The organism is Chromobacterium sp. LK11 (assembly GCF_001043705.1).
Taxonomy (GTDB): domain Bacteria; phylum Pseudomonadota; class Gammaproteobacteria; order Burkholderiales; family Chromobacteriaceae; genus Chromobacterium; species Chromobacterium alkanivorans.
The window spans coordinates 19,688-46,150 of sequence record NZ_LDUR01000040.1 but is presented as its reverse complement, the minus strand read 5'-3'; the positions used below and the strand labels follow the sequence as shown (position 1 = coordinate 46,150).

At 67.8% G+C, this 26,463-nt stretch carries 23 protein-coding genes; 3 read left to right on the top strand and 20 right to left on the bottom strand.

The window, feature by feature from the left end; all coding sequences use genetic code 11:
• Nucleotides 1-160 precede the first annotated feature (160 nt).
• The 20 genes from VK98_RS20200 to VK98_RS20100 form a co-directional block, all read right to left on the bottom strand.
• Nucleotides 161-1,963 (bottom strand): hybrid sensor histidine kinase/response regulator, encoded by a 1,803-nt coding sequence (locus VK98_RS20200; RefSeq protein ID WP_048415750.1) that lies wholly within the window; start codon nt 1,961-1,963, stop codon nt 161-163.
• Nucleotides 1,963-2,433: a molybdopterin-dependent oxidoreductase gene (locus tag VK98_RS20195; RefSeq protein WP_197083117.1), complete on the bottom strand. Its 471-nt coding sequence runs from the start codon at nt 2,431-2,433 to the stop codon at nt 1,963-1,965. Before VK98_RS20195 ends, VK98_RS20200 begins: the two co-directional genes overlap by 1 nt.
• Before the next feature lie 267 nt (nt 2,434-2,700).
• Nucleotides 2,701-2,961, bottom strand: a complete 261-nt coding sequence (locus VK98_RS20190; RefSeq protein WP_048415749.1) for an acyl-CoA-binding protein — start codon at nt 2,959-2,961, stop codon at nt 2,701-2,703.
• Between the two features lie 144 nt (nt 2,962-3,105).
• Nucleotides 3,106-3,831, bottom strand: coding sequence for a hypothetical protein (locus VK98_RS20185; RefSeq protein WP_048415748.1), 726 nt, complete (start codon nt 3,829-3,831; stop codon nt 3,106-3,108).
• A gap of 96 nt (nt 3,832-3,927) precedes the next feature.
• Entirely contained in the window at nt 3,928-4,662 is a 735-nt protein-coding gene (locus tag VK98_RS20180) for a DsbC family protein (RefSeq protein ID WP_048415747.1), read from the bottom strand.
• A gap of 26 nt (nt 4,663-4,688) precedes the next feature.
• Nucleotides 4,689-5,840 (bottom strand): UbiH/UbiF family hydroxylase, encoded by a 1,152-nt coding sequence (locus VK98_RS20175; protein ID WP_048415746.1) that lies wholly within the window; start codon nt 5,838-5,840, stop codon nt 4,689-4,691.
• A 13-nt stretch (nt 5,841-5,853) separates the two neighbouring features.
• Complete coding sequence (locus VK98_RS20170) at nt 5,854-7,017, bottom strand: FAD-dependent oxidoreductase (RefSeq protein ID WP_048415745.1); 1,164 nt, start codon at nt 7,015-7,017, stop codon at nt 5,854-5,856.
• 41 nt (nt 7,018-7,058) lie between these two features.
• The gene (locus VK98_RS20165) at nt 7,059-8,354 is read right to left on the bottom strand and encodes an aminopeptidase P N-terminal domain-containing protein (protein ID WP_048415744.1); all 1,296 of its coding nucleotides are present in this window, start codon (nt 8,352-8,354) and stop codon (nt 7,059-7,061) included.
• A gap of 137 nt (nt 8,355-8,491) precedes the next feature.
• Nucleotides 8,492-11,071 carry a DUF2235 domain-containing protein gene (locus VK98_RS20160; protein WP_053077503.1) on the bottom strand — a complete coding sequence of 860 codons (2,580 nt, stop codon included), beginning with the start codon at nt 11,069-11,071 and terminating at the stop codon, nt 8,492-8,494.
• Entirely contained in the window at nt 11,059-12,045 is a 987-nt protein-coding gene (locus VK98_RS24055; protein WP_197083116.1) for a DUF3304 domain-containing protein, read from the bottom strand. The genes VK98_RS20160 and VK98_RS24055 overlap by 13 nt, the downstream gene beginning before the upstream one ends.
• Nucleotides 12,033-13,019, bottom strand: a complete 987-nt coding sequence (locus VK98_RS24050) for a DUF3304 domain-containing protein (protein ID WP_197083115.1) — start codon at nt 13,017-13,019, stop codon at nt 12,033-12,035. The genes VK98_RS24055 and VK98_RS24050 overlap by 13 nt, the downstream gene beginning before the upstream one ends.
• A complete protein-coding gene (locus tag VK98_RS20140) occupies nt 13,007-13,555 on the bottom strand; it encodes a DUF3304 domain-containing protein (RefSeq protein WP_053077509.1) in 549 nt (182 codons plus the stop codon). The genes VK98_RS24050 and VK98_RS20140 overlap by 13 nt, the downstream gene beginning before the upstream one ends.
• 459 nt (nt 13,556-14,014) lie before the next feature.
• On the bottom strand, nt 14,015-14,824 hold the full coding sequence (gene iolB, locus VK98_RS20135) for a 5-deoxy-glucuronate isomerase (RefSeq protein WP_048415742.1): 810 nt from the start codon (nt 14,822-14,824) through the stop codon (nt 14,015-14,017).
• Nucleotides 14,821-15,741 carry a myo-inosose-2 dehydratase gene (iolE, locus tag VK98_RS20130; RefSeq protein ID WP_048415741.1) on the bottom strand — a complete coding sequence of 307 codons (921 nt, stop codon included), beginning with the start codon at nt 15,739-15,741 and terminating at the stop codon, nt 14,821-14,823. Before iolE ends, iolB begins: the two co-directional genes overlap by 4 nt.
• 14 nt (nt 15,742-15,755) lie before the next feature.
• A complete protein-coding gene (iolD, locus tag VK98_RS20125) occupies nt 15,756-17,612 on the bottom strand; it encodes a 3D-(3,5/4)-trihydroxycyclohexane-1,2-dione acylhydrolase (decyclizing) (protein WP_048415740.1) in 1,857 nt (618 codons plus the stop codon).
• On the bottom strand, nt 17,609-19,567 hold the full coding sequence (gene iolC, locus VK98_RS20120) for a 5-dehydro-2-deoxygluconokinase (protein ID WP_048415739.1): 1,959 nt from the start codon (nt 19,565-19,567) through the stop codon (nt 17,609-17,611). The genes iolD and iolC overlap by 4 nt, the downstream gene beginning before the upstream one ends.
• A 14-nt stretch (nt 19,568-19,581) precedes the next feature.
• On the bottom strand, nt 19,582-20,376 hold the full coding sequence (locus tag VK98_RS20115) for an ATP-binding cassette domain-containing protein (RefSeq protein ID WP_048415738.1): 795 nt from the start codon (nt 20,374-20,376) through the stop codon (nt 19,582-19,584).
• Nucleotides 20,363-20,632 carry a hypothetical protein gene (locus tag VK98_RS20110; RefSeq protein ID WP_048415737.1) on the bottom strand — a complete coding sequence of 90 codons (270 nt, stop codon included), beginning with the start codon at nt 20,630-20,632 and terminating at the stop codon, nt 20,363-20,365. Before VK98_RS20110 ends, VK98_RS20115 begins: the two co-directional genes overlap by 14 nt.
• On the bottom strand, nt 20,629-21,774 hold the full coding sequence (locus VK98_RS20105; RefSeq protein WP_082159150.1) for an ABC transporter permease: 1,146 nt from the start codon (nt 21,772-21,774) through the stop codon (nt 20,629-20,631). Before VK98_RS20105 ends, VK98_RS20110 begins: the two co-directional genes overlap by 4 nt.
• A gap of 68 nt (nt 21,775-21,842) precedes the next feature.
• A complete protein-coding gene (locus tag VK98_RS20100; protein WP_048415736.1) occupies nt 21,843-22,886 on the bottom strand; it encodes a sugar ABC transporter substrate-binding protein in 1,044 nt (347 codons plus the stop codon).
• Between the two features lie 204 nt (nt 22,887-23,090).
• Here VK98_RS20100 and VK98_RS20095 point away from each other — a divergent pair, with 204 nt between their 5' ends.
• The 3 genes from VK98_RS20095 to VK98_RS20085 all read left to right on the top strand — a co-directional run bounded on the left by VK98_RS20095 (nt 23,091) and on the right by VK98_RS20085 (nt 26,227).
• Nucleotides 23,091-23,957 carry a MurR/RpiR family transcriptional regulator gene (locus VK98_RS20095; protein ID WP_048415735.1) on the top strand — a complete coding sequence of 289 codons (867 nt, stop codon included), beginning with the start codon at nt 23,091-23,093 and terminating at the stop codon, nt 23,955-23,957.
• Complete coding sequence (iolG, locus tag VK98_RS20090) at nt 23,950-24,939, top strand: inositol 2-dehydrogenase (RefSeq protein ID WP_048415734.1); 990 nt, start codon at nt 23,950-23,952, stop codon at nt 24,937-24,939. The genes VK98_RS20095 and iolG overlap by 8 nt, the downstream gene beginning before the upstream one ends.
• 271 nt (nt 24,940-25,210) lie before the next feature.
• The gene (locus tag VK98_RS20085; protein WP_048415733.1) at nt 25,211-26,227 is read left to right on the top strand and encodes a Gfo/Idh/MocA family oxidoreductase; all 1,017 of its coding nucleotides are present in this window, start codon (nt 25,211-25,213) and stop codon (nt 26,225-26,227) included.
• Nucleotides 26,228-26,463 lie beyond the last annotated feature (236 nt).

Genomic DNA, 26,463 nt, shown 5'->3' with positions numbered 1-26,463 from the left:
CTCATGTAGCACCTGTACATTCCGCTTTCTCAGCCGCAAGGCCTGGTCTCGCTCTGGCTCGCGAGATGTTGAATAGGCTCCGAGAAGCGCTTCACTATCGCCGCGCCGCGGCATGAAAAAGCCCTGGAGACGCTCCAGGGCTTTTTTTGCGCGACGGGGATCACGCCCGCTTGGCCACAGTCTCCAGCATTCGCCGCAGCTGGCCGGCGTCGAAGGGCTTGGCCAGGATGCCGGCGAAGCGGCTGGCGCGCGGGTCCTCGAAAGCCTCCGGATAGGCGCTCATGCCGACGACGGCGGTCTGTTCCGCGCGCTGGCCGTTCCAGGCCCGCTCCGCCACCTGATAGCCGCTGTCCGCGCCCAGATGCATGTCCAGCAGCACGGTGTCGAAATCGGCCTGCTCCAGCGCCCGCTCCGCCAAGGCCGCCGTCTCCGCGACGGCCACCTGATAGCCGTCGCGCTGCAGCAACTCGGCCAGGGCGTCGCGGATGTCGGCGTCGTCGTCGACGATCAGCACCGACTGCGGGCCGGGCGTCTCCAGCGCCTGCACCGGCAGACGCACGGTGAAGCAGGCGCCCTTGCCCTCGGCGCTGTCCAGCTCGATGCAGCCGCCGAACAGATTGACCAGCTCCTTGACGATGGACAGGCCCAGGCCGCAACTGCCGGCGCGTCGGTGCTTGCCCTGGATGAAGGGCTGGAAGATGCGCTGCTGGTACTCCAGCGGAATCCCCACCCCGGTGTCCCGCACCTGCAGCACCAGCTCGTGGTGGCCGGTGGCGCGCAGGCAGGACACGCTGACCGTGACCGCGCCGCTATCGGTGTAGCGGATGGCGTTGGACACCAGATTGCCCACCACCTGGCGCAGCCTGACCTCGTCCAGCACCACCGTCTCCGGCAGCGGTCCGGCCTGGTAGTTCAGCGCCAGGCCCTTGGCGTCGGCCAGCGGCCGCATCACGTCCATGGTGGCTTGCAGCACCTCGGCCAGCGGCATGGGCTGCGGATTCATCCTCAGCTTCATATTGCGGATGGCGCTGATGTCCATGATGTCGTGCACCTGGGCCGACAAATGCGACACGCTGGTCTTCAAACGCTGCAAGGCGGTGCGCGCGGTCTTCTGGCCGTCCGCCACCGGCTCCAGCAATTCGATGCACACCTGCATCGACTGCAAGGGCGAGCGGATCTCGTGGCTCAGCGTGGCCAGGAAGGTGGTGCGGTCCAGCTCCATCGCCACCGTGGCCTGGTGAGCGGACTGCTCCTTCTCCAGCAAGGCCTGCTTGGCGCTGGCCAGGCGCTTGACCGAGCTGTAGCGCGACAGCAGCAGGATCACCGCGCAGATCACGCCCCACAACACCGACTGCAGATACAGCACATTGCTGCGCTGGCGGTCCAAGTCCTCCAGCCGCTCGGTGCGGCTCTTGACCTCGGCCACCCTCGCCTCCACGGCGAAGGCCATCAGCTGCGGCCGCAGCAGGTCGATGCGCTCCAGCAGCGCCGGCGCCGCGGCCAGCGTCGGATGGCCGAAGGCCGGGTCGTTGAACAATTGCTGGTAATCCGCCACCAGGGTGTCGAAGCCCTTCACCTGGCGCAGCAACATCTGCACCCGCACCGGCGCCGGTTCGGCGAACACATGGAAGCGGCTGCTGGCCACTTCCAGCCGCCGCAGCAATTCGTCCTGCTTGATGCGGCCGGCCTGGAAGCCCACCAGCGCGGACTTGGCGCGCTCCATTTCCAGCTGGAACTGCGCCACCGACCAATACAGATCCTCGCTGCTGTTGGCCACCGAGTTGACCTTGCCCAGCTGGCTGATGCTGTAATACATGCCGCCGGCGGCGGTGATCAGCACCAGCAGGCCCACCCACAGCATGCGCCGGCCCTCCGGCCAGCCGCCCCAGCCCGACATCAGCCGCCGCAGGCGGCCGGCCCAGCCCGGCGCGACGCCGGACGGCGCTTGATTGTCCTGGTTCATCAGTTCACCACCAGACCGTCTATCTGCCAGATCAGCTTGGCGTCCAGCGCCGGCCCCTTGGCGGAATCCGGCATTTGCTCCAGCGGATACATCAGCCACAGCGGGCCGTAACGGGCCACGTTCATCGGCTGCTGGTTGAAGCGGCGCGCCAGGATGGCGCGGTACTTGACCAGTTCGCTGATCGGAATGGAATAGGTGTAGTCGTTGAGCGCCACGAACTGGGCCTGGTGGCCGTAGGCGCCCACTTTATTCAGAATGTCGCGCACCAGCGGCCCGCTGAAGGTGGCCTTGGGCGTCCAGCTGGTGGCGGTGACCAGCGAAGTTTGCGGCAAGGCCATCAACGCGCTCTCGCGGAACTCGTACACGCCGCGCGCCGAATCGGTGAAATGGCTGATCTTGCCCGACACCACCAGCAAAACCGGGTCGTCGCCGGCCCGGCACGCTTGCGCCAGCAGGGCGAAAACCAGCAAGCAAAAGACTCTCTTCATCTTGGCCAACGCTTCACTTGATTGAAAAACCATACCGCCATGCGCTGCGCGGACACGCCGCCACAGCGGAGAACCCGTTCGCGATCCGCGCGCCGTCCCGGCCGCGGCGACCAGCCGCGCGGGCTGTCCCGCGGGCTTGCGAACAGGCTCCAAAAAAAATCGGCACGCTGAACCGGTGCCGCTTAGCCGCCGGAAACGGCGCCGCCCGCGGGCGCTCCGTTTCGGCGGCCGGGTTCCGCCTCGGCCGGCTTACTCTTCCAGCAGGCGCTTCACCACGTCCACGTAGTCCTGCTTCGCCTCGTCGCTGCCCTTGCCTTTCAGCTTTTCCCAAGCATCGAACTTGGCGCGGTTGATGAAGTCCATCATGCCCGGGCGCTCGCCGGCGGCGTCGCCTTCGGTCGCCTGCTTGAACAGCGCGTACAGTTGCAACAGGGTCTGGTTGTCCGGACGCTCGGACAGGGTCTTGACGTCGGCCTGGGCCTGGGTGAACAGAGTCTGCAGATCAGACATGGGAATTCCTTTGTTGAAGGCCGGGACGTTCGTACGCCCCTGATTGGAGATGTTAGCCGCCGGCAGCCAGTGCCGGAGAGCGGAATTTACCACGAACCCGCGTCCGAGGTCAGCCGCCGGCCCGGCGTCCGGCCTTAATTTTGTTCAAGGCGAGGCCGGCGTCGCCGTCGCGTCCAGCGGCGTCGTCTCCAGCAGAATTCGTTTATAGCTCTTCACCGCGATGCCGTCTTTGCGCGCTGGCAAGAAGCGCGCCCGCCGGAACGGCTCCAGCTGCGCGTCGCCGTCCGCCGGCGCCGCCCCCACCCACTGCGCGGCGTCCACCCCGCCCTGCTCATTGATATAGACGCGCAGTTCGAACGCCGGCGGATCCCCAGGCATATCGGCCAGTATCGGCGGCACGATAGGCGCCAAGGGCTCCGCCAGGCGCTCCAGCTGCCCGGCCGGATAATAAACGTCCAGGCCCAGCCGCTGCGGCAGCCCCTCGTCGTAGGCCAAGGCCGGCTCGCCGCCGGCGGCCGCCGGCGCGGAAGCCTCCGGAGCCGGAACGGAGGCGGCGGCGGGCGGCGTTTCCGTCCGCGGCGTCTCCGCCTCCGGCAAGGCGCGCGAAGCCCCGGGCGCGGTCAGCGCCGGCGTTCCGGCGGCCGGCTCGGCGACGGCAGGCGCGGGGCGGGCCGCGGGCCGAGCGGCGTCCCGCGCCGCGCTAGACGGCGCGGCGGCGGACAGACGCACGCTCAGACCGGACGCCGAACCCTGAGCGCCGCCGGCCGGCCACGGCGCGAACACCGCCAGCCCATGCACCGCCAGCGACAGCGACAGGCCCAGCAACAGGCGGTCGCCGTCGGACAAGCGCCGGCCCGGCCGCGCCGTCATCGCCGCCCGCCCGGCGCGACAACGGCCTGCCCCGGCGTCGCGCGGACGCAGGAACAGGCCGTGAAAACCGGCTTAGCGGCGCATGTCTTCATGCGCTCACTTGGCGTTGAGCAGCTTCTCGATATCGTCGCCATCGATCGCGCCCGGCACCAGCTGGCCGTTGGCGAAGATCAGGCCCGGGGTGCCGGTGATGCCCAGCTTCTCGCCCAGTTGCTGAATCTTCTCCAACGGAGTGTCGCAATTGTCCGGACCGGTCAGCGGCTTGCCGTCAAGCATGAAGCCGGACCAGGCCGCCACTTTGTCCGGCGAGCACCAGATCTGCTTGGACTTGCGCATCGCGTCCGGGTGCAGCTGGCTCAGCGGGTAGAGGAAGGTGTAGATGGTGACGTTGTCCAGGTTCTTCAGGCCTTCGCGCTCCAGCTTCTTGCAGAACGGGCAGTCCGGATCGGAGAACACCGCCAGCTTGCGCTCGCCCTTACCGCGCACTTCCTTCAGCGCGTACTCGAACGGCAGCGACTTGAAGTCCACCTTGTTCAGCTCGGCCATTTTCTTCTCGGTCAGGCTTTCCTTCTTCACCGCGTCGATCAGATCGCCGACGAAGAGATAGCTGGCGTCGGCGTTGGTGTACACCACCTGCTTATTGTCCACCACCACCTCGTAAATGCCCTTCACCGGCGTGGCGGTCACCGCCTTGACCGGCTTGCCCGGGAAGCGGCCTTCAAACGCTTTCTTCACGTCGCCGGCGTTGCCGCTACCGGCGGCTTGCGAGCAAGCGGCCAGCGCCATCATCAGGGAGGCGCCCAGCGCCAGGGACTTCAGGTTTTTCTTCATCAATCTTTACCCTTAAAAAAGGAGGTTCAGTAACCAATCGCCTGGCGAGCGAATTGCCGCTTCAAAGGCTTCAGGCAATTGGTCAGATTCAAACCGGCGTTGCGCAGCCACGGCAGGCCCGGCGCCTTGGCCTGGAACAATTGGAACAGGCCGTCGCAGCCCAGCTGCATGGTTTTCACCGCTTCGCGCCGCTGACGCTCGTAACGGCGCAGCAGCATCCAGTCGCCGGCGTCGCGCTCGCCGGCCAGCAAGGCCGCCAATTGCGCCGCGTCCTGGAAGCCCAGGTTCACGCCCTGGCCGGCCAAGGGGTGCACGGTATGGGCGGCGTCGCCCACCAGCACCACGCGCTCCGCCGCCACCCGCTCCGGCTGGATCAGCCGCAGCGGAAACGCCGCAGCGGGAGTGAGGACGGCCAACTCGCCCAAGGCCCGTCCTCCGGCAGCGGCCACCGTCGCCGCCAATTGCTCCGGCGGCAGCGCCAGCAAGCGCTCGGGATCAGAAGTTGACCACACCATGGAAATTCGGTTCCCGGCCATGGGCAGCCAGGCCAGGATGCTGTCGCCGGTGAACCATTGCCGCGCCACGCCGCCGTGCGGGCGCTCGCAGTCGAAATTGGCCACCACTCCGCTCTGGCCGTAAGGCTTGACGCTGGCGTCCAGGCCGGCCTGCTCGCGCACCCAGGAGTTGGCGCCGTCGGCGCCGGCCAGCAAGGCCGCGCTCAGCCGGCGGCCGTCTTCCAGCTCCAGTTCCGCGCCGAGCGCGTCGGCGCGCAGCGTCAGCGGCTTGACGCCGGCCAGGCAATCGACGCCGGACGCCGCCAGCCGCCGCCACAGCGCGGCCAGCAGCCAGCGGTTCTCGGCGATCCAGGCCAGCGCCGGCTCGCCGGCGTCGCTGGCGGCGAACTCGATGCGGCCGCCGGCGTCGCCGCGCACGTCCATCGCTTCGATCGCGCCCAGGCGCTCGGCGCCGGGCCAGGCGTCCAGGCTCTCCAGGAAGCGGCGGTTGGCCGGGCTCACCGCGTAAATGCGCGCGTCCCAGCCCTGGTCCAGGCCCTCCAACCGCGGCGGCCGCCCCTCGAGCAAGGCCACCCGCTTGCCGGCGCGGTCCAGCGCCAGCGCCAGGCTGGCCCCCACCAGGCCGCCGCCCACCACGATCACGTCGTACTGCAATGCCTTCACGCTCGCTCCCCCGTCAAACGCCGAACACCAGATGGCTGGCGAACTTGCGCCGCAGCGGCGGCAGCGCGTCCAGCGCGCTGAGGCCGACGCTGCGCATCGCGCTGACCACCGGGTGGTGGCCGTCGAACAATTTGATCAAACCATGGGTGAAGCCCACCACCGCGTGACTGTCCACCCGCCGCGCCGCCGCGTAGGCCGCCAGCGCGGCGGCGTCGCCGGGGTCGGCCGCGCCGGCCAGCGCCGCGCTGAGGCCGGCCGCGTCGCGCAGGCCCAGGTTCAGGCCCTGAGCCGCCACCGGATGCATGGTCTGCGCGGCGTTGCCTATCATCGCCACCCGGCCGCTGACCACGCGGTTGAGCTGCTTCAGCGCCAGCGGGAACGCCGCGCGCGGCCCCACGCTCAGAATACGGCCCTGACGTTCGCCGAAGGCCTGCTGCAAGGCGGCGGCCACCTCGGCTTCGTCGGCCGCCTGCAGGCGGGCGGCGTCCTCGGCGCTGCGGGTCCACACCAACATATAAGCGTCGCCGTGCGGCAGCAGGGCCAGCGGCCCGTCGTGGGCGAAGCGCTCATAGGCCACGCCCTGGGGCGGCAATTCGGTGCGCACCTCGGCCAGCACCGCGCACTGCCGGTAATCGTGGCTCAGGCGTTTGACGCCAGGCAGGCTTTCCGCCAGCGCGCCGCCCTCGGCCATCACCGCCAGCCGGCAGCTCAGCAGGCTGGAGCCGGCGTCGGAGTCCACCGTCACCACCGCGTAATGGCTGAGACTCTTAACCGCCCGCACCCGGCGCCGCCACAGCACGCGCACGCCGGCGCGCTCCAGCGCGCCGCCCAGCGCCGCCACCAGCGCCGGATAGTCCACCACCGCGCCCAGGTGCGGCAGGCCAACGTCCTCGCCCTGCAACAGGGTGCGGCCGCAAGCGCCTTGCTGCGACACGTGCACGCTGTCGATCAGCGAGGCCGGCAAGTCCTCGGGCCAGGCGCCGGCTTCGCGCAGCAGCTCGCGGCTGTGCCAGGACAGCGCCAGCGCGCGCGCGTCGCGCACCGCCTCGTCGCGGCCGCGCGCTTCCACCAGCGTCACCTCGCGACCGGCGCGCGCCAGCCGCAGCGCGGCCAGCGCCCCGACCGGGCCGCCGCCTATGATCACCACGTCCGCATGTTCATTCGTCTGTTGCTGCATTCTGTTTCCTCCTGTTCCCTCGGGACCCAGGCTCCGGACACTCAATTCTCGTTCATCAGCGCTTCGATCTCGTCGATGCGCTTGGGCACGCCGCCGGTATAGACCTCGCAGCCCTGCTCGGTGATCAGCACATCGTCCTCGATGCGCACGCCGATATGGTGCAGCGCGGCCGGCACCCCGTCGGCCGGGCGGATGTACAAGCCCGGCTCCACCGTCACGCACATGCCGGGCTGATAAGCGCGCCACAGGCCGTTGCGCTTGCGCGCGCCGACGTCGTGCACGTCCAGGCCGATCAAATGGCCGATGCCGTGCATATAGAACTGGCGGTAGGCGCCGGATTCGATCACCCCGTCCACGCTGCCCCGCAGCAGCCCCAGGTCCAGCATGCCCTGGGCCAGCACCGCCAGCGCGGCGTCGCCGGACGCGTTCCAGGGCACCTTGGGCCCCAGCGCGGCGATGGCCGCCGCCTGCGCCGCCAGCACCACTTCGTAAACGTCGCGCTGCGGGCCGCTGAAGCGACCGTTGATCGGAAAGCTGCGGGTGATGTCGCCGGCGTAGCCTTCCAGCTCGCAGCCGGCGTCGATCAACAGCATCTCGCCGTCGCGCAGCAGGCCGTTGTTGGCGCAGTAATGCAGGGTGCAGGCATTGGCGCCGCCGGCGACGATGCTCTCATAGGAAGGCTGGCGCGCGCCGCGGCTGACGAAGGCGTGCAGAATTTCCGCCTCGATCTGGTATTCATGCAGGCCGGGCCGGGTGGCGCGCATCGCCTGCACGTGGCCGGCGGCGGAAATCTCGCCGGCGCGGCGCAGCAGCGCGATCTCGCTGTCGTCCTTGATCAGCCGCATCTCGTCCAGCAGCGCGTGCACGTCGCCGTAGCAGCTGGGCGCCGGCGCGCCGTGGTAGGCGCGCTGGCGCAGGCTGTCCAGCCAGCCGTTGACGCGCGCGTCGAACTTGGCGTCGCGGCCCAGGCTCCAGCACAGCCGGCCGCAGCCGGACAGCAGTTCCAGCATCCGCGCGTCCAGCTCGGCGACGGGATAGGCCTCGTCGAAACCGAAAGCCTCGGCCGCCGCCTGCGGGCCGTGGCGGAAGCCTTCCCAGATTTCCATGTCCGGATTCTTGTCGCGACAGAACAGGATGGACTTGCCGCTGCGGCCGTCCAGCACCAGCACCGCTTCCGGCTCGGCGAAGCCGGTCAGGTAGAGGAAATGGCTGTCCGGGCGATAGGGATAGAAATTATCGGCGTTGCGCACCGCTTCCGGCGCGGTGGGCAGCACCGCGACGGCGTCGCCCAGGGCGGACAGCAGGCGGGCGCGGCGTGCGGCATGAGGCGTGGGCATGGCGGAATCCAGGCAAGAGACCGGCGCGGTCGTAAAAGCGGCAGTTTACACCGCCGCCCGCGCCAACCCAAGCCCCGCCGCCGTTCAAGGCCCCGCTGCGGCGGGGGTGGCAAGGCCCAAGCCGCGCAAGGCGCGGCTCACCATGACCACGGCCGCGGCGGGAACGGCGGCGCGTCCGGGTCGTTGGGGTGCGGTGGCGTCAAGGCGAGCCAGGCCTCCAGTTCCGCCACGTCCTGCTTACGCGCCTCCCAGGCCCTCAGCATCAGCGGCGTCGGCTGCCACGGCTCGGCGCCGAACACCGGCAGCCGCGGTTCGGAGCGCCACAGCTGCCTGAGTGCCGCTTCCGCCGCCGCCGGCCGCTGGCTGAAGGCCCGCAGCGCCGGGTCCAGCTCCGCCATCGGCAGGGCCGCCCCGCTCTGCGGGTCGGTGAAGCTCAACTCCGGCAGCGCCCCGGCCGGCCACTGCGGCCAGCCGCGCCCGCTAAGCACCGGCAAGCCCAGCGACGGCAGCATCAGACCCAGCAGATAGCGCGGGTCCTTGCGCTTGATCGCGAAACCGACGCTGCCCAGCGTCACCGCCAGCCCCACCACCCGGCCGGCGATCATCAGCGGCGACAGCGGCTTGTTGGATTCGTCGTCGTAGAACACCGTGCGGTAGCGGAAGTAGTCGGTCCACGGTTCGCGGGTGCCCAACGCGCTGGAATACATGAACCAGGCGCGGGAGTCGTGGATGTGCTCGTCGTACAGCAGCACCAGATCGCGCAGCTCGCGTTGACCGAACAAGGTTTTTTCCTTGGCCTGGCCGCCCTCGCGGATGCTGGCGTACTCGGCGGCCTCGTCGTCGCTGTTGAGCAGGTAGACGGTGCCGCCCAGCAGCAGATCGAACACGCCGTCGATGAGGCTGCTGGGGTCGCCGGACAACTGCCACTCCGGCACATAGTCCTTGCGGAAGTCCTTGGCGCCGTGCTCCATCTGCTGCTGGTCCAGCACCGGCTCAAAGCCCTTGTCGATATTGACTCGCTGCTGGGCCGACGCGATCAAGGCCAGGTCCTTGTCGCGCTGCTCCTGCTGCTCCGGCGACAGCTGCGGCGGCGGCTTGTTGTCGCGCTGGGCCAGGTCCTCCTGCAACTGCCGCTCATGCTCGCGTTCCAGCGCCTGGCGCAAGGGTTTTGGCTGGTCCTTGTCGTCGCAGCGTTTGAAATAGTCCTGCTGCGGCTGGCTGTGCGCGGATTCGTAATAACAGCGCGACCCGGGGATCCAGCGGTGGATGCGCCAGCCGGTGATCCAGGCGATCTGGCTGCGCAACACGTCTTCCAGCCCGCCAGGCTGGGCTTGCTCCAGCCAGGCGTTGAAGCGAGTAATGACTTCCGGGGCGACCCGATACTCGGCCTCAGTTTGGGGATCCATCACCAGCCAGCGCTTGTCCAGGCGCTCGTTCTCGGCCAGCGCAATCTCCGGCACCTGCAAGGGCGCGCCGGCCTCGAAGGCGGCGCGGTACATATCGTGTAAGGGAATCTGCGACAGCAGCAGCCACTGCCGTTCTGGGTTCTTGGGGTCAACGCTCTTGCCCTGTTCACCGGGCGGATAGCCGCCGCCGACATCGCTGTGCATGCCGGGGTACAGGGTTTCGACGCAGCCGGCGCGGTAGCGCGACTGGGCGTTGCTCTGCTTGGGGTCGTCGCGGCGGCGGATGCTATCCAATGGAAAGCTGGCGCGCTGCTCATGGGCGGCGACGAAGTGCTGGCACTGCTCCAGAAACTGAGGGTTGTCGGACAGGCGCAACTGACTGTCGCTGGCCCAGGCCATATGGCCGTCGGCCATCGGCAGGCTATTGGCCAGGCCAACGGTGGCGACGGTGTCGAACAGGCCCATAAAGCGGATCGAGATCGGGATGCCGATCAGCGTGTGCTGGACGTCCACCGCGTCGGCCGGCGCGTCCTCGGGCCGGGTCAGCGCCTCCAGCCAGCGGGTGAACACCCTGGCCTCGGCGGCGCCGCGCGAGAAACCGTAGACGAACAGGCGGATGCCGAGCACCTGCGGCATCGGCCGCGCATAGCGGGCCTCGGCCAGCGCCTCCAGCTGCTGGCGCAGCGCGTCGGCGCGCTGGATATAGCCGTCCGGCTGCGACACCGGATTGCGCATTCGCTTGATCACCAGTTCTTTGGCATCCTCGTCAGGCAATGGCGGCATGCCGTAATTTTGGCGTAAAGCGTGGATCAGTCGCGTCAGCCCCCAGTTGATGCGGTCCTCGCCGCCATTGGCGAAGATCAGGCCACTGCTCATCGGCTTCAGCTCGCCGATCTCGGGGAAGCGGGTGCCGACGCCGGGGATGTAGTAGGCGTACCAGCCCTGCTCGGCCAGTTTGTTGTCAGCCTGACCGCTGCCGCCCTGCTTGCTGCCCAGGGTGGCGTGGTAGAGCCGGGCGATGTTCGAGGTAGAGCGCGGCTTGGCCTGGCTATCGGATTCCTCATGGTTATTGGTGCCATCGAAGAACAGCGAAATGCTAATGCTCTTGGTGCAGGTGGGCGAGGCGTAAACCGGCCCGCCCTCGGCGGCGGCCTTGCGGCGGCGGTATTTCTCATCGCTGAGGTCGCGCTCCTTCAACTGCTCATTATTCAGCCGCTGCCGGTAATTGAGCGGCAGCAGGCCGTTCTCCGGAAAGGGTTTGGCACGGATTTGAACGGCTTCGGGGGCGGGACGCTGGTCTACTTGGGACATGTCTTGGGTTCCTTCATCTTGAGGGGCTCTTGTACCGGGTAGCCAGGGTCGCCGTAATAGCCGCCGCAATAGCTGACAACCTTGACCTGATCACAGGGCAGGAAGTGGACATTGAGGCCGCAGGACTTCTCGTAGCGCGGGATTTCGACGACGGCGCGGTGTTGGGTGTAGTTGGCCGCATGGCGATCATAGTCATCCATATCGTACTGGCCGGTTTTATCCCGCTTTATCGGAGCCCTTGGATTGGGGTCTTTTTCCCACTCGACGGTGGCCATCAGTCCGGGTCGCCACTGGCGCGGCAGCGAGGCGCAGCAGGATTGTTTGCCGCCACCCTGGTAGGGACCAACATTGGGTCCGCCCGCGCGGTTGACGCTGAAGCGGTTGATGGCGGCCGAGGTGTGGTTGTAGCCCTCGACGCCGGCGGGGACCATTTCCGTGGCTGGGTTGGTGCCCATGGCTTGGGCCGGCAACAGCATGGCGCAGGCCAGCAGGGCCAGGCTGGCTTGGGAGAACCGCCAGGCGGCGAACTCAGACATGGTCAACTCCTTTCTTGCGGTGATGGGAAACGGCACAAGCTGGTCAGCACGAAAACACAGGGAAAAACACGGCGCGGGCTTTGGGGGTTCTGTCCGTGTCCTTCCGTGTGTTTCCGTGGCAAAAACGGCATGGGGCAGCCTGGCGATATTCGAGGTAGCACGCGGCTTGGCCTGGCTATCGGATTCCTCATGGTTATTGGTGCCATCGAAGAACAGCGAAATAGTCAGACTCTTGGTGCAAGTGGGCGAGGCGTAAACCGGCCCGCCCTCGGCGGCGGCCTTGCGGCGGCGGTATTTCTCATCGCTAAGGTCGCGCTCCTTCAACTGCTCATTGTTCAGCCGCTGCCGGTAATTGAGCGGCAGCAGGCCGTTCTCCGGAAAGGGGTCTGTACGGATTTGGACGGTTTCGGGGGCGGGCCGCTGCTCTACTTGGGACATGTCTTGGGTTCCTTCATCTTGAGGGGCTCTTGTACCGGGTAGCCAGGGTCGCCGTAATAACCGCCGCAATAACTGACAACCTTGACCTGATCACAGGGCAGGAAGTGGACATTGAGGCCGCAGGACTTCTCGTAGCGCGGGATTTCGACGACGGCGCGGTGTTGGGTGAATTCCGAACGGATGCGTATCGCTTCTGATGGGAGAATCTGCCCATTTTTATCCCGCTTAATCGGTGAGTTGGGATTGGGGTCTTTTTCCCATTCGACGGTGGCCATCAGTCCGGGCCGCCACTGACGCGGCAGCGAGGCGCAGCAGGATTGTTTGCCTCCGCCCTGGTAGGGACCGACATTGGGTCCGCCGGCGCGGTTGACGCTGAAGCGGTTGATGGCGGCCGAGGTATGGTTGTAGCCCTCGACGCCGGCGGGGACCATTTCCGTGGCCGGGTTGGTGCCCATGGCCTGGGCCGGCAACAGCATGGCGCAGGCCAGCAGGGCCAGGCTGGCTTGGGAGGACCGCCAGGCGGCGAACTCAGACATGGTCAACTCCTTTCTTGCGGTGATGGGAAACGGCACAAGCTGCTCAGCACGGAAACACAGGGAAAAACGCGGCGCGGGCTTTGGGGGTGTTGTCCGTGTCCTTCCGTGTGTTTCCGTGGCAAAAACGGCATGGAGCAGCCGGGCGATATTCGAGGTAGCGCGCGGTTTGGCCTGGCTATCGGATTCCTCGTGCTTATTGGTGCCGTCGAAGAACAGCGAAATAGTCATGCTCTTGGTGCAGGTGGGCGAGGCATAGACCGGCCCGCCCTCGGCGGCGGCCTTGCGGCGGCGGTATTTCTCGTCGCTGAGGTCCCGCTCCTTCAACTGCTCATTGTTCAGCCGCTGTGGATAATTGAGCGGCAGCAGGCCGTTCTCCGGAAAGGGGGCTGTACGGATTTGAACGGCTTCGGGGGCGGGTCGCTGCTCTACTTGGGACATGTTTTTGGCTCCCTGATTTGGTAGAACGACTTGTAGGGGTAGTCGGGATGGTCTGGAGTACGGCAGGAACTGACCACGCGGACCTCATCGCAGGGCAGGAAGTGGACTTGCACGCCGCAGGACTTCTCATAGCGCGGGATTTCGACGACGGCGCGGTGTTGGGTGTAGTTGGCTGCGTGACGATCATAGTCATCCATATCGTATTGGCCGGTTTTATCCCGCTTTATCGGAGCCCTTGGATTGGGGTCTTTTTCCCACTCGACGGTGGCCATCAGTCCGGGTCGCCACTGGCGCGGCAGCGAGGCGCAGCAGGATTGTGAGCCGCCGCCATTGTTGAATGGGCCGATGTTGTGCCCGCCGGCGCGGTTGACGCTGAAGCGGTTGATGGCGGCCGAGGTGTGGTTGTAGCCCTCGACGCCGGCGGGGACCATCTCCGTGGCCGGGTTGGTGCCCATGGCCTGGACCGGCAACAGTATGGCGAAGGCCAGCAGGGCCAGGCTGGCTTGGGAGGACCGCCAGGCGGCGAACTCAGACATGGTCAACTCCTTTCCGGATACGGTGCCAAGGCCGCAGCAGGCAGCCCAAGCGACTGTCTGGAGGAAGATCGAGGAAGTGCGGCAGCCTTATGAAAATTAAGAGCTTAAGCATCTAAGGCCGCGGCAAGCGAGCCGCAATGGTCTGAAAAAGCAGGAAACGGCTGACGACTGTTCTTAATGCCAGGGCAAACAAGCCGTCAAAGCCCGAGCAGCGCATGGCCGCAGGCCGCAACAGCCATAAATGGCTGCCGCGGATCAAAAAACTATGAGTGAGAACAAGGAAATAAGTACGCTGCGGCGGGGTCTTAGAACCTGTTCAAAATCTCGCGAGCAAGGGCGAGACAAGGCGAAAACGAGCGAAAAAGCGGAATGTACACGTGGTACATGAGCATTTTGAGCTGGTTTTTAACGCCCTTGTCTAAACAACCCGCCGAAGCGCAGCAGACTTTGAACAGGCTTTTAAGGCTTGCCGGACAACAGCCACTCATGCGCCGGGTCGTTGTGGAAGCGCCATTCGCGGTGCGGCCCGGCCATCACGTTGAGGTAGTAGGATTCGTAGCCATGCGGCACGCACACCGGGTGGTAGCCGCGCGGCACCAGCACCACGTCGCCGTCCTCCACCGCGTGCGACTGGTCCAGGTCGCGCTCGTCGGTGTAGACGCGCTGGAACACGAAGCCCTGCGCCGGGCTCACCCGGTGGTAATAGGTTTCCTCCAGCAGGCTTTCCGCCGGCAGCGCGTCGCGGTCGTGCTTGTGCGGCGGATAGCTGGACGAATGGCCGGACGGGGTGCGCACTTCCACCACCAGCAGGCTGTCCGCCTCCGCCTGCTGCGGCAGGATGTCGGTGACGTAGCGGGTGTTGGCGCCCTGCCCGCGCACGCTTTGCGCCATGTCCTGCGGCCGGATCAGCCGCGGCGGCCGGCTGAGCGGCCGGCCCGGCGCCGAGCACAGCGCCACTTCGGCCGCGCCGCGGGCGACGACGCGCAGCGGGCAGCCGGCGGGAATATAAGCCGCCCACGGCGCTTGCCCGTCAAACACCCCGGCGCGGCCGCCCACGCCCGGCCAGCGCTGCTCGCCGGCGACGATATCAACGACGCCGGCCAGTACCACCACGCAGCATTCCCGCTCCGCTTGCAGCCAGTCCTCGGCCTCGCCGTCGGCCAGGCGCAAGGCGCGGAATCCCACGTGGCGCCAGCCGGCGGAGGCCGGCGTCACCTCGGCGGCGACGCGACCGGCCGCCGCTCTGACGCGCAGATCAGGCTGGCTCATGCGCAGCTCCTTTCCGGTGCGCCGGCGCGGATGCTGGCCACCAGGCCGGCCAGGGTGCGGAAGCCCAGCTCGGCGTAGCGGTAGCTGGGCGCCACCACCGGGTCCTGTTCCGCCTCCACCACCAGCCAGCCGCGATAATCATGTTCGGCCAGCGCGCGCAGCAAGGCTTCGAAATCGATGGCGCCGTCGCCGGGCACGGTGAACACGCCGTTGAGCACCGACTCCAGGAAGCTCCAGCCGCGGTTGCGCGCCAGCCGCGCCACCTGCGGGCGGATGTCCTTGCAATGGACGTGGACCACGCGGCCGATATGGCGGCGCAGCACCGTCAGCGGTTCGCCGCCGGCGAAGGCGATGTGGCCGCTGTCGAACAGCAGGCCCACTTCCGGCCCGGTGGCCGCCATCAGCGCGTCCACGTCGTCCGGGGTTTCAACGTAAGCGCCCATGTGATGGTGGTAGGCCAGCGTCAGGCCGTGGCTTTGCAGATGGCGGCCGAAGGCGTTCAGCCGCTCGCCGTAATCGCGCCATTGCCGCTCCGTGCGGAAGCGCGGCCGCTGGCTCAGCGGCCGCGGCTGGCCCTGTATCGCCTGGGCCACCTCGCCGTAGACCATCACCCGGCAGCCGCTGGCGGCCAGCAGCCGCAAATGCGGCTCCACGGCGGCGATTTCCGCGTCCACACTATGCTCGGCCAGCCGGCCGGAATGCCAGCCGGACACGCATTGCAGGCCGTGCGGCGCCAGCGCCGCCGCCAGCGCCTCCGGCTGGCGCGGGAATTTATTGCCCAGCTCGAAACCGCGGTAGCCTATGGCCGCGCCTTCGGCCAGCGCCTGCTGCAGCGGGATTTCGCCGCCCAGCGACGGCAGGTCGTCATTGCTCCAGGAGATCGGGTTGATGCCGATTTTCACGTCGAATGCATGCATTGCGCTGTTCCCCGCTATTCGTATTGACGCCGGCGCAGCCGGTCTTGGTATGCCTGACGCGCGGCGCGCACCTCGGCCCGTTCCGACACTTCCGGCACCGCCACCTCCCACCAGCAGCCGCCGGCCTCGGTAGTGCGCGCCGGGTCGGTGTCGATCACGATCAGATAGCTGCGCTCGGCGGCGCGGGCGCGAACCAGCGCCGCCTCCAGGCCGGCGATGTCGGCCACGTGCTCGGCCTCGGCGCCCAGCGCGCGCGCATGGGCGGCGAAATCCACCCGCGGCGCGCCGTGGCGGCCCTGGCGGCAGTCTTCCAGCAAATTGTTGAACGGCGCGCCGCCGCAGGCCTGCTGCAAGCGGTTGATGCAGCCGTAGCCGCGGTTGTCCAGCAGCACCACGATCAGCTTACGGTCCAGCATCACCGAGGTGGCCAGCTCGCTGTTCATCATCAGATAACTGCCGTCGCCCACCATCACGATGACTTCGCGCTCCGGCCGCGCCATCTTCACGCCCAGGCCGCCGGCGATTTCATAACCCATGCAGGAATAGCCGTATTCCAGGTGATAGCCGCCCGGCGTCGCCGCGCGCCACAGCTTGTGCAGCTCGGCCGGCAGGGTGCCGGCGGCGCAGACCACGATGTCGTCGCGCTCGGAGCCGGGGTGGCGCTGCACCGCGCCTATCACCTCGCCGTCATATGGCAGGCCGTGAGGCTGGCGCTGACCGGTGACGCGCGCCGTCTCCGCGCGCCAGTCCTCGGCCAGCGCGCGCGCCTCGGCGCTCCAGCCGGCGTCGGCGCGCCAGCCGTCCAGACGCGCCGACAGCGCGTCCAGGCATAGCGCGGCGTCGCCGGTCAGCGCCACGGCGTCGGCCTTGATCCCGTCCAACGCGTTGACGTTGACGCTGAGCAGCCGCGCCTGGCGGAACAATTGCTGGGAGCCGGTGCTGAAGTCCTGCAAGCGGCTGCCCAGCGCCAGCACCAGATCGGCCTGTTCCGCCAGCCGGTTGGCCGCCGGCGAACCGGTGACGCCGATCGCGCCCAGTTGCAGCGGGTGGTCCCAGGGCAAGGCGCTCTTGCCGGCCTGGGTTTCGGCCACCGGCGCGCCGTGGCGCTCGGCGAAGGCGCGCAGCGCCGCCGCGCCGCCGGCGCTGTACAGCACGCCGCCGCCGGCCACGATCAACGGCCGCCGCGCGGCGGCCAGCGCCTGGGCCGCTCGCTCCAGCGCTTCCGCTTCCGGCGGCGGCGCGGCGATGCGCCACCGCCGCGGCCGGAACCAGTCGGCCGGATAGTCCCAGGCCATGGTCTGCACGTCCTGCGGCAGCGCCAGCGTGGCCGGCCCACATTGCGCCGGATCGGTCAGCACTGCCAGCGCGCGCGGCAGCGCCGTGAGCAGCTGCGCCGGGTGGACGATGCGGTCGAAATAGCGCGACACCGGCCGCAGGCAGTCGTTGACCGACAGCGTGCCGTCCTGCGGCGCTTCCAGTTGCTGCAGCACCGGGTCCGGCGCGCGCGACACGAACACGTCGCCGGGCAAGAGCAGCAGCGGCAGCCGGTTGACGTGGGCCAGCGCCGCGGCGGTGACCAGATTGGTGGCGCCGGGGCCGATGGAGCTGGTCACCGCCATCATGCGGCGGCGGAACTGGGCTTTGGCGTAGGCGATGGCGGCGTGGGCCATGCCCTGTTCATTGTGGGCGCGCCAGGTGGGCAGGCTGTCGCCGGCCTGCTGCAGCGCCTCGCCCAGGCCGGCGACATTGCCATGGCCGAAGATCGCCCACACGCCGGCGAACAGCGGTACTTCCTCGCCGTCCAGCTCCACCCGCTGCGCGGCCAGGTAGCGCACCAGCGCCTGGGCCATGGTCAAGCGAATCGTGCTCATCGCGCGCCCTCCTCGCTGAGCGCGCGGCCGGCCGCGCCGCGTTCCTCGCGCCACACCGCCACCAGCTCGGCGAAACGCGCGCCGGCCTCGGCCACCAGGCCGGCGTCGTCGATCTCGCCAGCCAGCCAACGTTCGGCCGGCCGCTGGAACAGGCTGCGTCCCACCATGAAGCCGCGGCAGCTGCGGCTGGCGCGCGCGGCGGCGAAACCGCGGCGCAGCGTGTCCAGCGGCGCGTTCAAGCCCAGCAGCACCACGCCGCGGCAATAGGGGTCGCGCTCGGCGATCAGCGCGTCCAGCGCCGGCCATTGCGCGGCGGCGGGAGGCTCCAGCTTCCACCAATCCGGGTAAATGCCCAGGTTGTACAGGCGCTTGAGCGCGCGGTAGACGGTGTCGTCCGCGCGCGGCAAATCCTTGGACGGGATGATTTCCAGCAGCAGTTCATGGCCGCTGGCCTGGGCGGCGTCGTAGAGCGCGCGGATTTGCGCCTCCTGCTCCAACCGGTTGTCCAGCGCGTCGTCCGGGTGGTACTGCACCAGGCACTTGATGACGTGCTCGCGCGGCCAGGCCGCCAGCGCGCCGGCCATCGCACGTCCCTGCTCGAACACCAGCGGATTGGAGCCGGGCAGCTCCACCGGCCGGCCCACCCACCAGCCGCGGCCGGTAGCGGCGTACAACGCGTCGGCGCCGTAGCGCTCGTCGATCAGCACCCCCACCCGCCCGTGCAGGCCCAGCCGCTGCTCGACGCCGGCCACCGCTTGCACCAGCAGCTGTTTCAAACGCGGCAGCCGCGCCTCGTCCGCGCCCGCCTCGCGCGCCAGCTCGAAGAACTGGCTGCGGTGGTCGAAGGCGAACACGCACAACTCGTCCCAACGCGGCCGCGCCGCGCTGACCCGGTGCAGCCGGCTCAGGGCCGCGTCCTCGCCCGGCCGCCGCGTCGGCGCGGCCAAAAAACGTTCCAGTTCGGCCGGGGTCGGCATCGCCGGCGCGCAGCCGTGGCGCGACACCACCAGCGCGCCGCAGGCATTGGCGCGGCGGCAGCATTCGGCGTAGTCGCCGCCGCGCAGCCAGGCGGACAGGAAGCCGGCCAGGAAGGCGTCGCCGGCGCCCAGCACATTCATCACCTCCACCTCCGCGCCGGCCACGCTGAAGGCGTCCTCGATCCGCGCCGGCACCGTGCCGGGAATCACCGCGCAACCCAGGGGGCCCAGCTTGACCACCAGCACCGCCCGGCTCAGCGCGCGCACTCGGGCCAGCGCCGGCATCAGTTCGGCCGCGCCGCCGGCGATCAGGAATTCTTCCTCGGTGCCGACGATGAGGTCGAACTCGGAGAGCAGGCTCTGCAAATGGGCGCTGACCTCGGCGCTGGCGATGTAGCGGGTTTCGCCGTCGCCGCGGCCGGCCAGGCCCCACAGCACGGGCCGGTAATCGATGTCCAGCACCGTGCGCGCGTCGTGGCGGCGCGCGTATTGCAGCGCGCGGCGGCTGGCCGCCTCCACCCCGGGCCGGGACAGATGAGTGCCGGTGATCAGCAAGGCCTGGCTGCCGGCGATGAAGTCCTCGTCTATGTCGTCGGCGCTGAGCGCCATGTCGGCGCAGTTTTCGCGGTAGAACAGCAAGGGAAAGCTGTCGCGGTCCTTGATGCCCAGCAGGGTCAGACCCGTCAGCCGCTCCGGGTCCACCTTCACCTGGCTGACGTCGCAGCCTTCGGCGCGCAGGGTGTTGAGCAGGAAACGGCCCATCTGCTCGTCGCCGACGCGGGACAGCATCGCCGACTTCAAGCCCAGCCGGGCCGCGCCGAAGGCGATGTTGGCGGAGGAGCCGCCCAGATATTTGGCGAAGCTGGCCGCGTCTTCCAGCGGCGCGCCCAGTTGCTGCGCGTACAGGTCCACCGCCAGCCGGCCCAGGCAGACCAGGTCGCGGTCGCGGCCGCTGGCGAAACGGGTGGTGTTTTGCATGCTAGATCTACCTTTCAGATATGGACGCCGTCCAGCTCGGCCATCAGTTTCTGCATTTCCGCGCCGCCGGCCATCATGTCCAGCACCTCCTCCTTGCTGACCGCGTCCTTGGCGTAGGTGCCGAGCGAACGGCCGCGATTGAGCAAGGTGAAGCGGTCGCCTATCGGATAGGCGTGGTTGACGTTGTGGGTGATGAAGATCACCGAGATGCCCTTGTCGCGCGCCTTGGAAATCAGCTTGAGCACATTGACGCTCTGCTTGACGCCCAGCGCGGCGGTGGGTTCGTCCAGGATCAGCACCCGCGCGCCGAAGTAAATGGCGCGGGCGATGGCCAGACACTGCTTCTCGCCGCCGGACAGCGTGCCTATCGCCTGGTGCGGATCGCGGATGTGGATGCCCATTTCCGCCAGCTTGTCACGCGCCACCTCGCCGGCCAGCTCCAGGTCCAGCACCGGCAGCAGGCCCAGCCATTTCTTCATCGGCTCGCGGCCCAGAAAGAAATTGCGCGCCACCGACATCAGCGGCACCAGGGCCAGGTCCTGGTAGACGGTGGCGATGCCCAGGTCCAGCGCCTGGCGCGGCGATTCGAAGCGCACCGGCTGTCCGTCCACCCGGTATTCGCCGCCGCTGGGCCGGTGCACGCCGGCCAGGGTCTTAATCAGCGTGGACTTGCCGGCGCCGTTGTCGCCCAGCAGGCAATGCACCTCGCCGCGGCGCAGTTGCAGGTCCACCTTCTGCAAGGCAATCACCGAGCCAAAGGTCTTGCTGACCTGGTCCAGCTCCAGGATGTAGTCGTCACACGGTTTCATATTCGACTCCTTGCGGCCCGCGGCCGGGCTTGTTCGGCGCGGTGGCCGCGGCAAAACGCGCCGACGCGGACAATGCATTGAGTACGGCAAGGAGGCGCAAGGCCGCCGCATCGTTTTGCCAGCTCGACCTCAGCCCGTCACGGCCGGAAAAATTCAGCGCAGCGGCTGCGGCAAGGCGCGCCGACGCGGACAGTACATTGAGTACGGCAAGGAGGCGCAACGCGGCCGCAGGGATTTTGCCGGTCGTGACCATCATTTGGCCTCCGTGACGCGGCGTCTGACATAGTGATTGAACAACACCGCCATCAGCAGCATCAGGCCGAGGAAGACGCGGAACCAGTCGGAGTTGATATTGGTGTAGGTGATGCCGATCTGCACCACGCCGAAGATCAGCGCGCCGACGCAGGCGCCCACCACCGAGCCGTAGCCGCCGGTGAGCAGACAGCCGCCTATCACCGCGGCGATGATGGCCTCGAACTCCTTTTGCAGGCCGCGGTCGGCGGCGGCGGAGCCTACGTCGCACACTTGCAGCACCGCGAACAGGCAGGCGCAGAAGGCGGTGAACATGAACAGGCCTATCTTCACCTGCTTGACCGGCACCCCCACGTTCTTGGCGGCGTTGGCGTCGCCGCCGGCGGCGAAGATCCAGTTGCCGATCCGGGTGCGCGCCAGCACGAAGGCCGCGATCGCCGCCAACGCCAGCCACCACAGCAGCACCTTGGGCACGCCGGCCGCCGCCGCGCCGCCGTCCGGCAGGGAGGCGATGGCGCCGATGCCGGCCAGCCAGTGGAACAGGCCGCCGCCGACGTGGCCGACGAACAGCCATTGCGCCAGCGGGTCCGCCGCCGCCAGGTCGCCGACGCCGCTGACGATGGTGCGGTTGGCGAATAGGATGGACAAAGCCAGCGTCAGGCCGCGCAGGATGAACAGAAAGGCCAGGGTGACGATGAAGGACGGCAGCCGGGTCTTGAGCACCAGGTAGCCGTTGAGCCAGCCCACCGCCAGCGAGCCGGCGAAGGCGAACAGGATGGCCAGCCAGAACGGCCAACCGAAATACAGCGGCGGGATCGCCACCATCATGCCGGCGAAGCCTATCATCGAGCCCAGGCTCAGATCGAACTCTCCGGCAATCATCAGCAGGCAGGCGCCGATGGCGATGATGCCGAGATAGGCCGCCACCTGCGACCAGTTGACGATGCCGTCCACCGCGAACATGCCGGAACCGCCGGCCCCGACGCCGAACACCGCGAACACCAAAACCGCGCCGGCGACGGCGGCGAATTCCGGCCGTCCCATCAGCCGGTCGAACAGCGACAGCCGCCGTACTCTTTCATCGTCGCCGGGCGGCGCCATGCGGATGCCCGCGGCCTTGCCCGGACTGGCCTTGCTCATGCTCATTGCTCTGCTCCTCGCCCCGGGCGGCCGATAATTCCGCGCCGGGCGTCAGATCCATCGGAAAACGGCGGCTAGCGGTACTGCCCGGCGTACTTCTCCACCTTGGCGATATTGTCCTTGGTGACAAAGCCGGGGCCGGAGTTGATGTGGCGGCCCTTGTAGAGGGGCGCCAGCCCGTACTCCTTCAGCCTGGCCTGGAATTTGGGATTGGCCTTGAGCGCGGCCTCCACCTTGGCCGGGTCCGTGGTCTTGTCGCGTTTCATGATGGCCAGCGCCGCCACCGGGATATAGCCCTGCAGATAGGGCTGCTGGTCGATGGCGAACTTGACGGTGCCGTCCTTGATCGCCTTGGAAATGTCCTCGGACAGGTCGAAGGTGGCGAAGTAGAGCTTGCCGGCCAGGCCCATCTTCTTCACCGCCTTGATCGTGGGGCTGGCCGAAGTCGGCCCCAGCGTCAGCAGCGCCTGGGTGCCGGGGTTGTTGCGCAGATAGGCGCTGACCTTGCTTTCGATGCCGGTGGGGTCGTCGCCGGCGTCCAGCGTGGACTTGCGCACATCGGCGCCGATGGCGTCGGCGAAGCCCTTGCAGCGCTCGAAGGAGGCAGGATTGGTGGCGTAGTGGTTGACGCAGAGAAAGGTCTTGATGCCGGCGGCCTTGGCCTGCTTGCCGGAATCGAAGCCGGCGTCGTACTCCGGCTGGCCGACGTGCAAGGCCGCGCCCAGGCTCTCGCTTTGCTTGACGGTGCCGGAATTGATGGTGATCAGCGGAATCTTCTTGGCCACCACCTGGCCCAGCGGCCGCTTCAGCACGTCGTAGTCGGCGATGCTGGCGATCACGCCGTCGTAGCGCCGCGCCGCCGCCTGCTCGATCAGCCGCGCCATGTCGGCCAGATCGCCGTTGGGCGGATTGCGGTAATCCACCTGCACGTTGAAATCCTCACCGGCCTGCTTGATGGCGTTCTTGATGGTGTTCCACCAGGCGTCGGAATCCGGCGCGTGGCTGACCAGCACGAAACGGGCGTCGGCCGCCAGCGCCGGCTGGGCCAGCGCGCAGAGCGCCAGCGCCGCCGCGGGCAGAGCCCGCTTCCACTTGCACTTCCAGGATCGCTGCTGCATCTCTCTCCTCCTTATTCTCCGCCGGCCCATCGAGGAGCCCGCTATGGTGTCGGCCGCGGCCGCTGTCGGCGCCGGGCGTGAAATCACCTTAAGAGCTTTCGCTCTACTCTGCAAATAATTTTCCAAAATTGTTTTTCAATAGAAAATTATTTTCGAATATCGGGACAAAACGTATACTGGCCAAAACCTTAGGGAAGCCCGTCCATGGCCAACACCGCCTCCGCCGAAGAATTGATGCAGCGCATCGCCGCCGAATACGACACGCTGAGCAAGCAGCTGAAAGTGATTGCCGGCTATGTGGAGCAGCACCGCGGCACGCTGATGCTGCAACGCATTACCGACATCGCCCAGGCCTGCGAGGTGCAGCCCTCGGCCATCGTCCGCTTCGCCCAGCGCTTCGGCTTCGCCGGCTTTTCCGAGATGCAGGCCGTGTTCCGTGACGCATTTACGCCACAGGGCGCGCCGCAGCCCAATTACCGGCAGCGCATCCAGAGCCTGATCGCCAACCGCGACGAACAGCGCTCCGCCGCCGGCGTGACCCGCGACTTCATCGCCGCCTGCCAGCACGGCCTGCACGAGCTGGACGCCGCGCTGGACGAGGCGCAGCTGGACGCGGCGGTGGAGCTGCTGTTGAACGCCGACAACATCTACGTGGCCGGGGTGCGGCGCATGTTTCCCATCGCCTCCTACATCGCCTACGCCTTGCAGCACACCGCCAAGAAAGTGCATCTGCTGTCCGGCCTGGGCGGCATGTTTCCGCAGCAGATCCGCAGCATTGGAGAACAAGACGTGCTGATCGCCATCAGCTTCCAGCCCTACGGCAAGGAAAGCCGCTATTGCGCGCGGGTGGCGGCGCAGCACAAGGCCAAGCAACTGGTGATCACCGACAGCCAGCTCAGCCCGCTGGCGCGCGGGGCCGACGCGGTATTGACGGTCAGGGAAGGCTCCGCCTTCGCCTTCCGTTCGCTGACCAGCACCATCTGTCTGTGCCAGGCGCTGTTCATCGCGCTGGCCTGCCGGCTGGAGCTGAACATAGAAGAAACCAAGGAGACTGGAGGATACGATGATTGACACAGCGCTGTTCGGGGCCGGCCGCATCGGCAAGATCCACGCCGCCAACCTTGCCCGCCTGCCGGGCATGCGGCTCAAATACGTGGTGGACAGCCACGCGCCGGCGGCGCGGGAGCTGGCCGCCGCCCACGGCGCCGAAGCCTGCTCCGCGGAACAGGCGCTGGACGATCCGGCGGTGCGCGCCGTTGTCATCGCCGCCAGCACCGACACCCACGCCGAACTGATCCTGGCCGCCGCCGCGCGCGGCAAGGCCATCTTCTGCGAAAAGCCGGTGGACCTGGAGCTGGAACGCGCGCGCCAATGCGCGCAAGCGGTGGCCGCGGCCGGCGTGCCGTGCCTGATCGGCTTCCAGCGCCGCTACGACCCCACCTTCGCCGCGCTCAAGGCCAGGCTGGCCGCCGGCGAGATCGGCGCGCCGGAAATGCTGATCGTCACCAGCCGCGACCCCGGCGCGCCGCCGCTGGACTATATCCGCCGCTCCGGCGGCATCTTCAAGGACATGCTGATCCACGACTTCGACATCTGCCGCTGGATTCTGGACGACGAAGTCCTCAGCGTGCACGCCAGCGCCAGCGCGCTCAGCGACCCGGCCATCGCCGCCGCCGGCGACGCCGACAGCGCGGCGGTGACGCTGCGCACCCGCCAGGGCCGGCTGTGCCAGATCAACACCAGCCGCCGCGCCGCCTACGGCTACGACCAGCGCTTCGAAGTGCTGGGCAGCCGCGGCATGCTGCAGGCGGGCAACCACCGCCCCACCGAGGTGACCGCCTACGGCGAGCGCGCGGTGGCCGCCGACCTGCCCGAGCCCTTCTTCCTCGAACGCTACCGCCAGGCCTACGCCGCCGAGATGGCGCACTTTCTGGAAGTCATCCGCGACGGCGCCGCGCCGCTCACCACGGTGGAGGACGGCGTGCGCGCGCTGGAACTGGCCGACGCCGCCACCCGCTCCTGGCGGCTGGGTCAGGTTGTCGAATTGGGGTAGAGCCTGTAACGGGCTTGTTATCAGCGGGTTGCAGCATCGTTAATACAAAGGAAACCGCGTATTCGATGCGCCCCGGGTCCCTTCAAGACTGCCGTCGGGTGGCAGGCCCGAGGTCTTAAGCGGCTGCTTGTTCGAGCAGCGCGACGTTAGCGCGCCATCACTGAGCGAATCAAAGATTCGCACGTAGAGAGTTCAGCCGCGCCTCGGGCCTAGCTTTAGCTGAACAGATTTTGAACAGGCTGTTAGATCAAGCAGAGCCAGGAGGCTTTATATGTCTACATTGAACCTCGGCGTCGCCGGCCTGGGCCGGCTGGGCCGCCGCCACGCGCTCAATCTGCGCGACCGCATCGCCGGCGCGCGCGTGACCGCCGCCTGCTCGCCGCTACAGGAAGAGCGGGACTGGGCGCGGCGGGAGCTGCCCGACGCCGCCGGCCACGCCGCGCTGGAGAGTCTGCTGGCCGAACCGGGACTGGACGCGGTGCTGCTGGCCACGCCCACCGCGCTGCACGCCGATCAGATCATCGCCTGCCTGGACGCCGGCAAGCACGTGTTCTGCGAAAAACCGCTGGCGCTGAACCTGGACGATTGCCTGCGGGTGGAGCGCGCCGCCGCCCGCCGCCCGGAGCTCAAGGCCATGGTGGGTTTCGTCCGCCGTTTCGACCCCAGCTACCAGGACGCCGCCGCCAAGCTGGCGCAGGGCCTGGTGGGTCAGCCCTATTTGGTGCGTTCGCAGACTTGCGACCTCAACGACGACAGCGGCTTCTTTGTGCAGTTCGCGCCCAGCAGCGGCGGCATCTTCATGGATTGCAGCATCCACGACATCGACCTGGCGCGCTGGCTGCTGGGCGCGCCGCGTCCAGTGCGGGTATGGGCCAGCGGCGTCAACGCGGTGCACGGCGCGCTGGCGCAATACGGCGACGTGGACAACGGCGTGGCGATGTGCGAGTTCGAAGGCGGCAAGCTGGCCTGCTTCTACGCCTCGCGCACCCAGGCACACGGCCATGAGACGCTGACCGAGATCTTCGCCACCCAGGGCCGGCTGAGCGTGGGCGTCAATCCGCGCGCCAACCGGGTGGAGATCAGCGACCGCCACGGCGTGCGCAATGAGTGCGTGACGGACTTCTACCAGCGCTTTGCCGAAGCCTTCGCGCTGGAGCTGCAGCACTTCGTCGACGCCGCGCGCCTGGACCAGCCGCTGGCCTTGAGCCTGGCCGACGCCCGCGAAGCCACCCGCATCGGCCTGGCCATTACCGAGGCCTTGAGGACCCGGCAGGCGGTGGAGTTGTAAGAACCTGTTTACGATCTGCTGCGCTTCGGCGATACGGCGTTGAAACCGAGCTCAAAATGCTCATGTACCACGAGTACATTCCGCTTTTTCGCTCGTTTCCGCCTTGTCTCGCTCTTGCTCGCGAGATCGTATGCACGTTCTTGGCTCGCGAGCGAGACCACCGTCAAAACTACCGCGCCGGGGGGCTTGCCGCCGGCGCGGCGATACCCTATCGTCCTACTCCTTTCAGCCAAAAC